The following is a 13,785-nucleotide window of genomic DNA, read 5'->3' as shown; positions in this document are numbered from 1 at the left end:
TCTTACTTGGTCTGTGATCTTCGTTATTATTTCTATCCATGATTGTATAATTTTCGTAAAAAAAAAGGGCGCCACAATTAAGTAGCGCCCAAATTTTTAGTTAATATTACCAGTCGGTAATATTGCTCTTATGATCATTAGCACCATGTCTTTTTCTTGCTAATCTTGAAAGTTTTTCACTCTCAGATCTAGCAGTTATAACATGCCAGCCAATCCAAAAAACTACACCAAGAATAACTAGTAAAGTTTCAGTGGATCCGGCCCCCGGATAAACTGCTCCGACAACCTCTTTTGCACTTAAATGATCTATCCAGTTTGTAACTGTAGCCATATTTTTTCTCCTTTACCTAGTTGAAGAGGCGACTGCTTTTTCAGCTTCTCTATCGTCCTCCATTATTTCATAGTCTAGTCCTGCTATTTCAACTTCACGCGGTATTCTTAATTTACCAAAAGCGCTTAGTATTCTAGCAATAACGTAGCCTGGTAACATTCCAAGAACTCCGAACATTATAACTGCTCCAAGGAATTGTCCCAGTGGATTGATTGATGCATAAGTTGACCCGTCCCACATAGCTCCAACATTATATCCAGATGCTGGGTAACCATTTAAAACAAATCCACAAATTATAAGACCAACAACTCCTGCATAACCATGTACCGCTACTGCACCAACTGCATCATCAATTTTGAACTTACGTTCAACCCAGTAATGCATTTTGTATGCAATAACTACACCGATCGCACCGATAAGCATTGCTTGTATCGGGTGATACAAATCATTACCTGCAGATGCACAGATGATCCCAGCTAGTCCACTTGAGTAAGTCCAGAATGGATCACCTTTTGCGACCACGTATCCAGCCAATAATCCACCTGATAATGACATCAAGAAGTTATAGGTTATTCCACTCAGTGTGGTTGGGGTTACATATATGTTTGTTGCTGTCCAGTATGTTACACCTTCCATTCCATATTCAGGTCCAAGATCAAATATCGGTATATTACATGCCGCATAAAATCCCCAGAAACCAGTATAGATTAAAAATAATCCAATTGTAACTAGCCATGGGTTTCTTGGCCCTATATTTCTTGGTTCACCACTTGATGAGAACTTTCCTATTCTAGGTCCTAAAACGATTAGAACACCTAAAGCAAATCCACCCGCAATTGCGTGAATTACTCCTGATGCGTAAGCGTCATGATATCCTAAAATTTTAAGCATCCATCCATCAAAGTGCCATCCCCAAGCAGCATCAATTGTCCAAAACACAGATCCAATTGCAATTGCTAAAATACCAAATGCAAAAGTTGTAATTCTTTCAATGATTGCTCCAGAAACAATTGAAGCAGCTGTCCATGAAAATAGTAAGAATGCAGCCCAGAATACTCCACTTATACGGTCACCTAAGTTGACAGCCATAAATTCAGTATTTGCTACATACCATTTCGCACTAAAAGTACTTTCGTCAGTAATTAATGCTGAACTCTCATTCATTATTGAAGGTGCTATTCCCGGTCCTGTTGGGAATGCCCAGTAAATCCACCAACCAAAGAAAAACCAGGTTACTGTTACTAATGGTATTACCATGGTATTTTTCATTAAAGTATGTTGGTGATGTTTATATCGTGAGGCTCCAACTTCATACATACAAAACCCGACGTGAATCAGGAACATTAATACTACTGTTACCCAGTAGTAAAATTCTGTAAATATAACTGTAAGAGCGCCTAATTGATCATCCATAATCTCTCTCCTATTATTTTTTAGAAAGACTATAAAATTTATATAGACGTGACAAACTATACATTGCTTAAATAAACAAGTAACTGCAACGAGTTTTAAAAAATAATCAACCTTTGATTGAGGTGCTAAAACTTAAGGTAAGCTTTTTTCAAATCAACAAGAGGGTGCTTTTTAGACATTTGAAACTTAACTAAAAGCTCTCTTGCAATCATATCTCTGTCTTGTTGATTATTTGGCAATTTGATTGATTTTGGAATTGTAACCCAACCATTTGCATTTCTACAAAATACAGCAGGTCTATCTTCTTCATAACCCATATGAATATCTTCTAACCAGTTAAGATCATCCCATCCCATCGCTTCTACGTATTTTTTTAAGAATGGAGTCATCTTCTTATAGTCAGGTAATAGGTTAACATCATATCTATAACCAATATGTTGCCCTATCATTTTTTCTCTAGCAGTCTCTTTAGATTTACCTCCTAGATTTTCTTTTTTTACTTTTGTTTTTGTTTTTTTCTTAACCATAAATACTCCTTATATTTTGTGAAAGTTATCAACACCAACAGTATAGTTAGTTCCTGTTAACGGAACTTTAGCTAATGCAGATGACTCCATTGTTAGAGCAGCTAAATCTTCAGGTTCTAAAGAGTGAATATTAGTTTTACCACAAGCTCTTGCTAAAAGTTGAGCCTCTAATGTCATTGCATGAAGATAATTATAAACTCTTAATGCAGCATCATCAGGATTTAATCTAGCTCTTAATTTAGGATCTTGTGTTGCAACACCAACTGGACAACGACCAGTATGACAGTGATAACATTCACCAGCTTTTACACCCATTTCTTTTTCAAAGTTTGCTTCTGGTATATCTTTATTACAGTTTAAAGCCATTAAAGCGCCAGTTCCAATTGCTATTGCATCAGCACCAAGTGCTAAAGCCTTCGCCATGTCAGCACCATCTCTAACACCACCAGCATAAATTAAAGTTACTTGTCCAGTTTTACCAACATCATCAATAGCTCTTCTTGCTTCTCTGATTGCAGCAATTCCTGGAATACCAGTATTTGCAGCAGCTATGTGAGGACCAGCTCCCGTTGAACCTTCCATGCCATCTAAAAATATTGAGTCTGGATTACATTTTGCAGCCATACGAACATCGTCATAAACTTTTGATGCACCTAGTTTTAACTGAATTGGCACTTTATTTTTTGTAAGCTGTCTTAATTCTTCAACCTTTAAAGCTAAATCATCTGGACCTAACCAGTCAGGGTGTCTTGCTGGAGATCTTTGATCAATACCAGATGGTAGAGATCTCATTTCTGCAACTTGATCAGTAACTTTTTGACCCATTAAATGTCCACCCATTCCAACTTTTTGTCCTTGACCAATAAATACTTCAATTGCATCAGCTAGTTGAGCGTGATGAGGATTAAAACCATATCTTGATTGAATACATTGGTAATACCATTTTTCGGAATATCTTCTCTCATCTGGAATCATTCCACCTTCACCAGAACATGTTGCACTCCCAGCCATTGTTGCTCCTCTTGCTAAAGCAGTTTTTGCTTCATAAGAAAGTGCTCCAAAACTCATACCTGTAATATAAACTGGAATATCTAGTTCAATTGGGTTTTCACAATTTGGTCCGATTATAGTCTTAGTTTCACATTTTTCTCTATAACCCTCAATTACAAATCTTGTAAGAGTTCCTGGTAAAAAAACCAAATCATCAAATGTAGGAATTTTTTTCATTAATGCCATTCCACGCATTCTGTATCTTCCAAGTTGAGCTTTAATATGAATATCGTCTATAACTTCAGGAGTAAAAATAGCGTTGTGACCTAATAGACTTTTGTTTCTTTTGCCTTCTTCGTGTGCATGAACATCAGCTTTACCACCAACATTTCCAATAGTTTTTTTTAACTTTTTACTACTTTTTTTAACTTTCTTTTTAGCCATTAGATAGCTCCTTTCTTTTCATGAGGTTCTAGATTATCATAGTTCCAAAGTTTTTTCCCTGCGACTATTTTTGTCATTTTACTGACATCAAATTTTTCACCTATCTCTGCAACTTTTAATTTTCTTTTTAACCAGTCTTGGTCACTATCTGTAAGATCTGATGGAACAGCATCACTTCCAAAAGAACCAATTTTACCACCAATAAAAATAGTACCATCATACATTGAATCACCTAAATTTATTCCAACATCACCTAGAATAATAATTCTTCCTCTTTGCATCATAAAACCTGTAAAAGCTCCAGCATCACCACCAACAATGATAGTTCCACCCTTCATGTCAATTCCAGTTCTTGCACCAACACTTCCTTTGCAAATTAAATCGCCACCCCTTATAGCAGCGCCAAAGCAAGATCCAGCATTTTTTTCTATAACAACTTTTCCAGCCATTAAGTTTTCAGCACAAGACCAACCAACTCTACCATTAATTCTTACAGTAGGTCCGTCACAAGAACCCATACCAAAATAACCTAAACTTCCTTCAAAAATTAAATTTAGTTTATTTAAAATACCAACACCTAAACTATGTTTTCCTTGAGGGTTTTTGATTACGATTGTTCCAAAACCTTGGCTCATTAAATTATCTATCTCTTTATTAGCTTCTGGAGCTGTCATTTCTTTAACATCCAGCTCTGTTCTTTTATTAAAATCAACATCATAAGTGCCAAAATAATAAAAGTTTTCTGCTTCATCAGGATTAAAAAACTTTTGTTGAGTTCTTCCTGTCAAAACTTCGGAGTGCATACCCATTGACTGGGACTTTGTTTTATTTTCTGTAGTCTTTAAATTTGCCATACTTTTACCTCTCCATCATATGGATCATATGTATCTATCTCTTGTGGTAGAACTGATCTGATTGCTATTTCTTCTGAACCCATTGCTACTAAATCATCTGATTCATAAAGAACCAAAGGTTTTGCAGCCATAGTATCTTTTGCCATTCCCAAAGAATCTTTAGTCGCAACAAAATATGTAAATACTCCATCAAGACCCGTTAAAGAAGCCCTCATACCTTCTTCAAGTGATGCACCTTCTCTCATTTTTTGAGCAATATAAACAGCAATCAATTCTGAATCACATTCAGACATAAATCTCATGCCTTTATTTTCAAGCATTCTTCTATTATTCCAGTAGTTAGTTAATTGACCGTTATGAACTACAGAAACATCACTAAAAGGATAACCCCAAAAAGGGTGAGCAGACTTAATATCCACACCTGATTCGGTCGCCATTCTTGCATGTCCAATTGCATGAGTTCCAACTACTTTATCTAAACTATATCTATCACAAACCATTTGAGCATTTCCTAAATCTTTAATTACCTCTAATGATTTTCCCATAGAAAGAATTTCTACTCCTGGAATACTCTCAATTTTTTGAGAAAACTCTAGTAGATCTTTAACATCATAAGCTAGTTCATATCTTAAAGAGTAGGGCAGAACTCTTTCTTCTTTTACTATTTTAGCACCTAACTCAGACAAATATTGATCAACTATCTTTTTTCTTTCATCATATACAGAAACATCCTCCATTATCGATGAACTTCCCTCACCAACATTTTCTCCAACTTTGAAACGCATAATAAAATTTTTACCATCCGTATCTCCATACAGAGCGTAACCAGTAGAATCTTCCCCTCTATGCTTTAAAGCCTGAAGCATTCCCTGTAGTTCACTTCCTACATTTGATGATTTTCCTCTATGTATTAACCCTGCTATTCCACACATATATTTCCCCTATTTTTATTAAAGACTATGGTAGGCAGTCCAGATACGTATCTAGATCCCACTGCGTTGTTGCACCTAAAAATTTTTCCCATTCATCATTTTTATACCAATGGAAAACTTTATACATTTCGTCTGGCATAGCTGATTTTATAACCTCATCTTCTGCTAAACGATTTAAAGCTTCACCAAGACTCATTGGTAGTTTTTTAACTATTTTTCCAGCAGCTTGAGCATCGTACATACTTCTAGACTCAGGTTTTCCAGGATCAATATTATTTGTTATTCCGTCATCAAAACATTTTAATAATCCAGATCCCATTAAATAAGGATTATGCATTGAATCTACAGAACGATATTCAAATCTACCTGGAGCAGAAACTCTTAAACCACAAGTTCTATTTTGAAATCCCCAGTCTGCATAAACGGGCGCCCAAAATCCTGTATCCCACAATCTTCTATATGAGTTAACAGTTGAAGAACCAATTGCAGTCAGTGCACCCAAATGTTTCATTACTCCACCAATCGCTTTTAATCCAACTTTACCTGGTAATTGAATATCTTTAGTGTCAGGCATAAAATAATTAGTTCCACCTTCAACATAAGTGAAAACATCATCCATAGCTGGTATTGATTTGTGGGATAATTTATTAACTTTATCTTTTCCACCTTTCCACAAAGACATATTTGTATGACAACCACTTGCTGACACTCCCATAAAAGGTTTTGTCATAAAGCAAGCTATCAAATTAAATTCTCTAGCAACCTGCGCACAAATTTGTCTATAAGTTGAAAGTCTATCTGCATTTCTTAAAACATCATCGTACATCCAGTTTAATTCTAATTGCCCTGGTGCATCTTCATGATCACCTTGTATCATGTCAAAACCCATTGCTCTAGCGTATTTAAAAACTTGCATGAAAACTGGTCTTAACAACTCAAATTGATCTATGTGATAGCAATAAGGTTTAGAAAAACCTTTACCAGTAGGTGAACCATCTTCATTCTTAGTTAACCACATCATTTCTGGTTCTGTTCCAACTCTTAATTGGTAGCCATGTTTCTTCTTAAATTCTTGGGCATGTATTCTTAAATTTCCACGGCAATCTGAAGTTAAATGTGCACCTGGATTTTCTCTTTCTTCTCTATTTCTAAAGCAAGTAACAAATACTCTTGCAACTTTTTTATCCCATGGAAGCTGACAAAATGTTTCAGGATCAGGTATACCAACTAGTTCTTTAGCTTCTGGTCCATAACCAATATAATCTCCATGACGATCAACAAATAAGTTTGCTGTAGCACCGTAAACTAATTGAAATCCTTTTTCACAAGTTCTTTCCCAATGATCAGTAGGAATACCTTTACCTACAACTCTTCCAGTTACAGAAATAAATTGAAAATAAATATATTCAACGCCTAGCTCGTTAATTTTAGCTCTAACTTGCTTTACTAATTTGTCTCTACCTGGTTGTCTAACGTGTCTATCTAAATCTGTCATTATCTCTCCCTCTAATGAATTTTTATTTAAGGAACCGTAACTGAAAAAATTATTTGTGTCTAGGCTTGAAGTTTAACTCCAAGGGAAAGGACTGTTAGAAGTTGGATGAAGTTCACCCTTCTCGTAACGGTTGAATCTAAACGGTTTTAATAATTCACTCTCAGTTCCAAGAATTTCTTTTGCAACAAGTTCACCGACACCAATCATTTTGTATCCATGGTTAGCATCAGCAATCATGTAAACATTTTCTAAAAATCTATCAAAGATTGGAAAATTATCTGGCGTCATACATCCAAGACCACCTGATGGTCCTTTTCTATATAAATCCGATTTACCTTCAAATCTTTTTTGACAATGTGCTAAAGCTGAACACCACATATCATTAAATGCTTCTGTAGTTTGAAACTCAGGAGAATCGAGTCCATAAGGATCAACATCCACTTTATCAAAATGTTTATCAACTATGTAAGGAGAGGTACCACCCTGAACACCAAGACCTTCAATATCTGGCTTATAATAAATTCCCCAAAGCTCTTCAGTAATTAATTTTTTAGTTTTATCGGAATATAAAGGTGCAGTAGAGTCAACATGCATTACTGGAGGTTGACCACCATCATTCATTCTTAGAAAATCTTTATCAACACCAATAACACCTTCCTGTAACATCCAATATTTCCACATATCTTCTTTATGGAATTTTCCATCTTGTCCTTTAATATTTGCAAATTTTGGCAGCTCTAACATATTCCAAAAATCTCGAACCCAAGGACCAGCACCAACGACTACCTGTTCACACTCAATAATTCCCTTGTCTGTTTCAACACCTGTAACAGCTTTGCTATTACTGCCTCTTTTAAATCCTGTAACCTTTACACCTTTAACTACATTTACTCCGTTAGTAACAGATTTGCTTTCAAGAGCCTTAATAGAATCTTTATTAAATGCGTAACCACCTTTTTTTTCATGAAGTATAGATGTTATTCCTTGGGCTTGCCAATCGTCGAACATTCCCTTCATATATTTAGTGCATTCTTTTTCGCCTTCTATAAATTCTGATTCGTACCCAATAGCTTTTTGTTGTTCATAAATTGAAGCAACATCTTCATGCATAACTTCTGGAGATATTTGTAAATATCCTACAGCGTTATATTTCCATGCCTTAGGATCACTTTCCCAGACTGAAACAGAGTGAGCCATTAACTCTCTCATAGCAGGTTGAAAATAGTTGTTTCTTATAACACCACAAGCTATTCCGCTTGCACCTGCTGCAGTATCTTTCTTTTCAAGAATTACAATGTCACCTGGATTTTTATAAGTTTCCGAAAGTTTCCAAGCTGTACTTAGGCCATGAATTCCGCCCCCGATGATTACTACTTTAGCTTTAGTTGGTAATGTTGACATATAAAAACATTATTTTTTCTAAAAAGTAATTAATATAATTATATTTATAACTAAATTTTATATATAAAAGATATCAACTTAAAGAGATTGTTGAATTAGGTGCTAATAGCTTAGCTTTTTTAAAGTGACCAGGTATTGTTTAAACTCATTAATAAAAGTCTCAGTTGGTATAATATTTTTTATTCGCTGATCAGTTGAAGTTTTTTCTAAACGAAAGAATCCTTTTTCACAAGCCTCATTAATTATCAAAGCCGATTTTGGTCTAGAGGTTTTAAATAATTTTGTTTTTAGCCCTTCAACAGAAAGTTTTTCATTAAGTTTATGTGCTGACATTACAAGTAACATCATATGATAATGTGAAGGGGATTTTCTAAAAAAATAGTTACTAGATGTATGTGATTGCTTCATCTGGTCTTCCCAAAAATTTAAAAGATCTTTGCTGTTATCAGGCATTTTATTATGCTCTAACTCTTGATTTTGTTGGATCATAGAAAGGGAAGGGAACAACTTTTGCACCAATTCTTTTTTGATGACCATCAAGTTTACCAATCTCAACTTCTGTTCCTATTTCAGAATATTTTACATCTATTTTACAAAGTGCAATATTTTTTCCAAGTTTAGGTGATAGCATCCCACTTGTTATTACACCCACTTGACCACGACCTATATGAACGCAGTCTCCATTTACTGCTGGTTCATGACCAACCAATTCCAGACCAACTAATTTCTTTTGTGGATTTGCTTTTCTTTTAATTAATTCTTCTTTACCTATAAAATCATCTTCTTTAGTTTTAAGTGGAACTGTAAAACCAATTCCAGCTTCAAAAGGATCTGTTTGATCATCGAACTCGTAACCATAAAAAATTAGTCCAGCTTCAATACGAACCATGTCTAAAGCTTCTAAGCCTAATGGAGTAATATCAAACTCTTTACCAGCTTCCCAAACTTTATCCCAAACCTCTGCAGCATCTTTTGGATGACACCAAATTTCATAGCCAAGTTCACCAGTGTAACCTGTTCTTGAAATAACAATTGGCGTACCTGTTTCATGATCTATTCTTGCAATATTAAACCTGAACCATTCAAGTTCAGTGATGGATGGTTGTATTGGAGGTGTCCATACAAACTTTTCTAAAATCTTTCTACTATTTGGACCTTGAACTGCAATGTTATGAATGTGATCTGTTGCAGATTTAATCCAAACTTTATAATTTTTCTTTTTAGCTTGTTCTTTTAACCATTCACCGCTGTATTCATCTCCACCAATCCATCTAAAATTATCTTGTCCTAATTTAAATAAAGTACCATCATCTAGCATGCAGCCATTTTCATAACACATAGCTGTATAAACAACTTGCCCTACTGATAATTTTTTTACATTTCTAGTAAGCGTGTATTGCATTAAATTTTCCGCATCAGGTCCAAGAATTTCAAACTTTCTAAGAGGCGATAAGTCTGTTGCAATCGCACTTTCTCTACAAGCCGTATATTCTTTTATAGTTCCTGAATTTGTAAAATTATTAGCAAGCCAAAAACCTTTATACTCAACAAAGTTTCTTGTTAGCTCCGAAGTTTTTTTATGGAAACCTGTTTCTTGAGTTAGTTTAGGTTCTGAGTTTGTTTTCATTCTAAATGCTATTGCTTTTGAATACTTTTTTTCCTTTGAATAAGTCCTAACAAAAATATCAGTGGGATTCCAGCCATTTGCACCATCAACATCACAAGGACAAGCTGATGATATACATGTTAGATCTTTTAAAGCTCTAAATAAAACATAATCTCCAGGTCTTGACCAAGGTTCATCAAAAGATGCAACATTATTAGCATCAATTGCAGTATTAAAAAAAAGATTTATTGCAGACCAACTTTTTCTAGAATTGATGTCATACTTATCCAGTCTATTATTAAAATTGTCAGTACAATTAATATGACCCATATAACCCATATCTTCATAATATTTTGATGTGCAAGCAAGATTGAAAGTATCATGTCTTCCAACTGTATCTCTTACAACTTCAATCATAGCTTCATGATCACCATCATAAAACTTTGAAAACAAACCAGGCCCAGGGTAAGCACCACCCATAAAGGTTCTTGTTGCTTTATCATCAATAATACTTTCAATGCCGTCATTTAATTTTTGTGTATCAAAAGCTAGAAAATCAGAGCATTGCCTTCCGCCTGGATCAATTATCTGAATATATTCACCAGCTTTTACCTCATAAGTTTCAGCAGTTCTTCTTTTTACAAGTTGTTCAATAATTGGATCACTAAGCGGATCTGGCAAAATAAATTGTTCATCTGTTTCAATAAATTTAGCTTTATTTAAAAAAATAGTTAAATCTGTAGGTGGATTTTGTTCATGGACATTAATAATATCACCAGGTGACGCAATCATAACCACACATTTATCTTTTGAGGTTAACGTTATTTTTTCACCCATCATACAATCATCGTTAAAAACAATGGATGATTTAGCATTATTTAAATCAAGGTTTTTTTTCTTTAGCAGCTTTGAAATTTTTTCATCATTAGCAATAGTTTTTTTTGAAAAATCTGCATTAGCATTTTCTTTCAAATTTAAAATAGATAAATCAGATTTACCTTTTGAATTAAAAACAATTATTTCACAAATTTGTCTTCCTTCTTCATTAATGATTTCTATTTTATCTTCTGGCAAAACTTCTATTATAGAAAGCCCACCACCTCTTACAAAATATTTTTCAACTCCAGGTGGTAATGTTCTTAAGCCAGGATTTCTTATATCGTTACTAGTATGTAGCATTGCCAGTATAAATTTAAATAATTTAACATTAACTTAATATAATCAAAGGCCATTGACTATAAATTTAATAAGTGAGAACATACTTACTTAAACATTAATATTAAGGAGAGAGAATATAATGAAAAAAATAGTATCATTAATATCTGCCTTGGTAATTTCAGCAGTTAGTTTTGCGGGAGTATCTAATGCAGCAGATAGTAAAAAGCCTATCGTTATTCCAACTCATAACTGGTCCAGCCAAATTGTAATGGCTCATGTTATTGGTGGAATTTTCAAAAGTATGGGAAATAATGTAAAATATGTAAACACAAACTCACAAGCAGTTTATGAAGCAATTCGTATCGGCGATGTAAGTTTATCTCATGAAGTGTGGGAATCTGCGTTTGGAAAATCATTTACTACAGCGCTAGACAAAGGTGGTTTGGTTGACTGGGGAGATCATGAAGCTCGAACGCTTGAAGATATGGGATATCCAAACTGGGTTACTGAAAAAGGATTATGTCCTGGTCTTCCAGACTGGACTGCATTAAAAAATCCAGCTTGTGCTAAAAACTTTACAACACCTGACTCAGGTGGAAAAGGACGAATGCTAGAAGGTCCACAAAGTTGGCATGGAGATTTAATACCTCAAAGGGTTGATGCTTTAGGACTTGGAGATCTTTGGACTGTTAAATTTGCTGGAAGTGCAGATGCACTTTGGGCAGAACTTAAATCAGCTGAAAAAGAGGGAAGAGGAACTATAATATTCAACTGGACACCAAACTTTACAGATGGTGCTGGTTTTACTTTTATAGATTTCCCTCCATATTCAGCAGGTTGTAGACCAGAAGACGGTGGTGATGGAAAATGTGGTTCGCCAGATGGTTATTTGAAAAAAGCTGTAAATGCAGACTTTCCAAAAACTCATCCAGCAGCAGCAGCGGCATTTAAAAAAATGTCATTCTCTACAAGTCACATTGGTGCAATGGCTGCTTTAGTTGACCTTGACAAAATGACTCATGAAGATGCAGCTAAAAAATGGTTAGCTGATAATAAGAGTGTTTGGCAAGCTTTTACTAAATAAGGGTAACAGTTAATAAATTGAAATCTCTCCCAACAATGTTGGGGGGGATTTTTTTAAAGAATGTGCTTTCGCACAAATTCAAATTACGGACCTATTAATTAAATGATAAAGTTTTTTTTATTTATATCTATCAGTCTATTAGCTTTTAATTCTTCTTTTGCAAAAAATATAGACATACAAGAAGATATCAAAATTGATTTTGTATGTGAATTAGAAAAGAAAATACTTAAGAACTCAGAGTATAATTATAAAACTTTTTTAGCAAAAGATTTAGATGATCAAAATTTAGATAAATTTGAAATCGATGCAAAGCAACCAGAAAAACTTTTGATCAACGGGTTATCACTGTTCCTCTCACAAACTGCAAAATTTGAAGTAAAAGTTGTAAATAAAGATATAGTTTTATTCAAAGCTTTTGATGAAGGAAAAAATTACTCAGAATCAGGTATAATTAACAGAAAATCGGGTGAATTAGTTCACGAAATTACAATAGGTATAAAAAGTGATAATCTTGAAAAAAATATTTCTTTTTACCTATGTAGCTAAATTTAAAAAAATGAAAAAATATTTATTTTATATAGCTTTAAGTTTTTTAGTTGCAACATCAGTATCAGCTCGAAAGACAGGTTGTGAAGGAAACTGTAAAGATGGCTTTGGTAAATGGACTTACACTGACAAGACAACATACGAAGGCAATTGGATTGGCACACAAAAACAAGGACAAGGAGTTGAGACTTGGCCTAATGGATATATTTATAAAGGTGAGTTTAAAAATAGTGTGTGGAGTGGAAAGGGTATTTTGACCTTTCCAAACGGTGCAACTTATAATGGGGAATGGGCCAATGGGTTTATGAATGGAGAGGGAACATTTACATGGTCCGATGGAAAAGAAAAAAAAGGAATTTGGAAAAATGGCAAATTTCAAGAATAGATAAAAATGTTACAAAATATATATTCAAATAAATTAAAGAAGATATCTGAGCCAGTAAGACAATTTGGAGGTCTTATCATCTTAATAATTATTGTAATTTTTTCCTTTGCTATCTTAAATAATATTTTTGGTGAGGGTGAAGAACTAATTGCTAAAATGAAAAAAGAAGAAGAAAGAATTACGGAGACAAGAAAGCAAAATGAACTGATTTCAAGTTTGCCATCAGGAATTTTAGTATTTTATGATGGAACTGATCATTATAAGTTGTCTTTAGAGCAATATGAAAAAGTCTGCAACGCAACAAAGATTATTCCTCAACGTGCAATTATGGGTGCCAATTTTTTGAATTTTAGAGCACATCATATTTATACTATTAACGGAAATAAAATTGATGAAACGTTTGTTAAATGGAATAAGGAAAATAATAAATGCTTTGCAGGTTTTACAGTTAGTGGAAATAATGTTGGAGTAGATGAAATAATTACTGTTAAAGGAGAGGTTTTAAATTTTTTAAGTACTGGAATTGATACAAGAGTTTATTTTATTAAAAACTTTTAAGGAGAAAAACGATAAGTATAAATAATATAAAAAGTGTTTTTTATTTTTATTTCGTATAACT

The 13,785-nt window shown here is 34.0% G+C and carries 14 protein-coding genes; 4 read left to right on the top strand and 10 right to left on the bottom strand.

Annotation, left to right across the window (positions count from 1 at the left end):
* Nucleotides 1-106: 106 nt before the first annotated feature.
* The 10 genes from ABXT63_RS04995 to ABXT63_RS04950 all read right to left on the bottom strand — a co-directional run bounded on the left by ABXT63_RS04995 (nt 107) and on the right by ABXT63_RS04950 (nt 11,172).
* On the bottom strand, nt 107-331 hold the full coding sequence (locus ABXT63_RS04995) for a hypothetical protein (protein WP_415295498.1): 225 nt from the start codon (nt 329-331) through the stop codon (nt 107-109).
* Between the two features lie 12 nt (nt 332-343).
* Complete coding sequence (locus tag ABXT63_RS04990; RefSeq protein WP_415320486.1) at nt 344-1,744, bottom strand: ammonium transporter; 1,401 nt, start codon at nt 1,742-1,744, stop codon at nt 344-346.
* A gap of 125 nt (nt 1,745-1,869) precedes the next feature.
* Entirely contained in the window at nt 1,870-2,271 is a 402-nt protein-coding gene (locus ABXT63_RS04985) for a hypothetical protein (RefSeq protein WP_271482723.1), read from the bottom strand.
* Between the two features lie 9 nt (nt 2,272-2,280).
* Nucleotides 2,281-3,705: an FMN-binding glutamate synthase family protein gene (locus ABXT63_RS04980; protein ID WP_415320485.1), complete on the bottom strand. Its 1,425-nt coding sequence runs from the start codon at nt 3,703-3,705 to the stop codon at nt 2,281-2,283.
* Nucleotides 3,705-4,559 (bottom strand): GXGXG motif-containing protein, encoded by an 855-nt coding sequence (locus ABXT63_RS04975; protein WP_415320484.1) that lies wholly within the window; start codon nt 4,557-4,559, stop codon nt 3,705-3,707. Before ABXT63_RS04975 ends, ABXT63_RS04980 begins: the two co-directional genes overlap by 1 nt.
* Nucleotides 4,547-5,491 carry a glutamine amidotransferase gene (locus ABXT63_RS04970; protein WP_415320483.1) on the bottom strand — a complete coding sequence of 315 codons (945 nt, stop codon included), beginning with the start codon at nt 5,489-5,491 and terminating at the stop codon, nt 4,547-4,549. The genes ABXT63_RS04975 and ABXT63_RS04970 overlap by 13 nt, the downstream gene beginning before the upstream one ends.
* 25 nt (nt 5,492-5,516) lie before the next feature.
* Nucleotides 5,517-6,986: a glutamine synthetase family protein gene (locus ABXT63_RS04965; RefSeq protein ID WP_415320482.1), complete on the bottom strand. Its 1,470-nt coding sequence runs from the start codon at nt 6,984-6,986 to the stop codon at nt 5,517-5,519.
* A gap of 72 nt (nt 6,987-7,058) precedes the next feature.
* On the bottom strand, nt 7,059-8,387 hold the full coding sequence (locus ABXT63_RS04960) for an NAD(P)/FAD-dependent oxidoreductase (RefSeq protein ID WP_415320481.1): 1,329 nt from the start codon (nt 8,385-8,387) through the stop codon (nt 7,059-7,061).
* Nucleotides 8,388-8,489: 102 nt separating this feature from the next.
* Entirely contained in the window at nt 8,490-8,840 is a 351-nt protein-coding gene (locus tag ABXT63_RS04955) for a hypothetical protein (RefSeq protein ID WP_415315563.1), read from the bottom strand.
* A 4-nt stretch (nt 8,841-8,844) separates the two neighbouring features.
* The gene (locus ABXT63_RS04950; protein ID WP_415320480.1) at nt 8,845-11,172 is read right to left on the bottom strand and encodes a DUF1989 domain-containing protein; all 2,328 of its coding nucleotides are present in this window, start codon (nt 11,170-11,172) and stop codon (nt 8,845-8,847) included.
* A gap of 118 nt (nt 11,173-11,290) precedes the next feature.
* Between ABXT63_RS04950 and ABXT63_RS04945 the strand changes: the two genes are divergently transcribed.
* The 4 genes from ABXT63_RS04945 (at nt 11,291) to ABXT63_RS04930 (ending at nt 13,724) form a co-directional block, all read left to right on the top strand.
* Nucleotides 11,291-12,235, top strand: coding sequence for an ABC transporter substrate-binding protein (locus ABXT63_RS04945; protein WP_415320479.1), 945 nt, complete (start codon nt 11,291-11,293; stop codon nt 12,233-12,235).
* Between the two features lie 102 nt (nt 12,236-12,337).
* Nucleotides 12,338-12,781: a hypothetical protein gene (locus ABXT63_RS04940; RefSeq protein WP_415320478.1), complete on the top strand. Its 444-nt coding sequence runs from the start codon at nt 12,338-12,340 to the stop codon at nt 12,779-12,781.
* Nucleotides 12,782-12,791: 10 nt separating this feature from the next.
* A complete protein-coding gene (locus ABXT63_RS04935) occupies nt 12,792-13,166 on the top strand; it encodes a hypothetical protein (protein WP_415290030.1) in 375 nt (124 codons plus the stop codon).
* Between the two features lie 6 nt (nt 13,167-13,172).
* A complete protein-coding gene (locus tag ABXT63_RS04930; RefSeq protein WP_415320477.1) occupies nt 13,173-13,724 on the top strand; it encodes a hypothetical protein in 552 nt (183 codons plus the stop codon).
* Nucleotides 13,725-13,785: the final 61 nt, after the last annotated feature.

Source organism: Candidatus Pelagibacter sp. Uisw_092, from assembly GCF_047729545.1.
Lineage (GTDB): Bacteria > Pseudomonadota > Alphaproteobacteria > Pelagibacterales > Pelagibacteraceae > Pelagibacter.
Note: the sequence above shows the minus strand (reverse complement) of the source record. Positions and strands in the feature narration are given on the sequence as shown.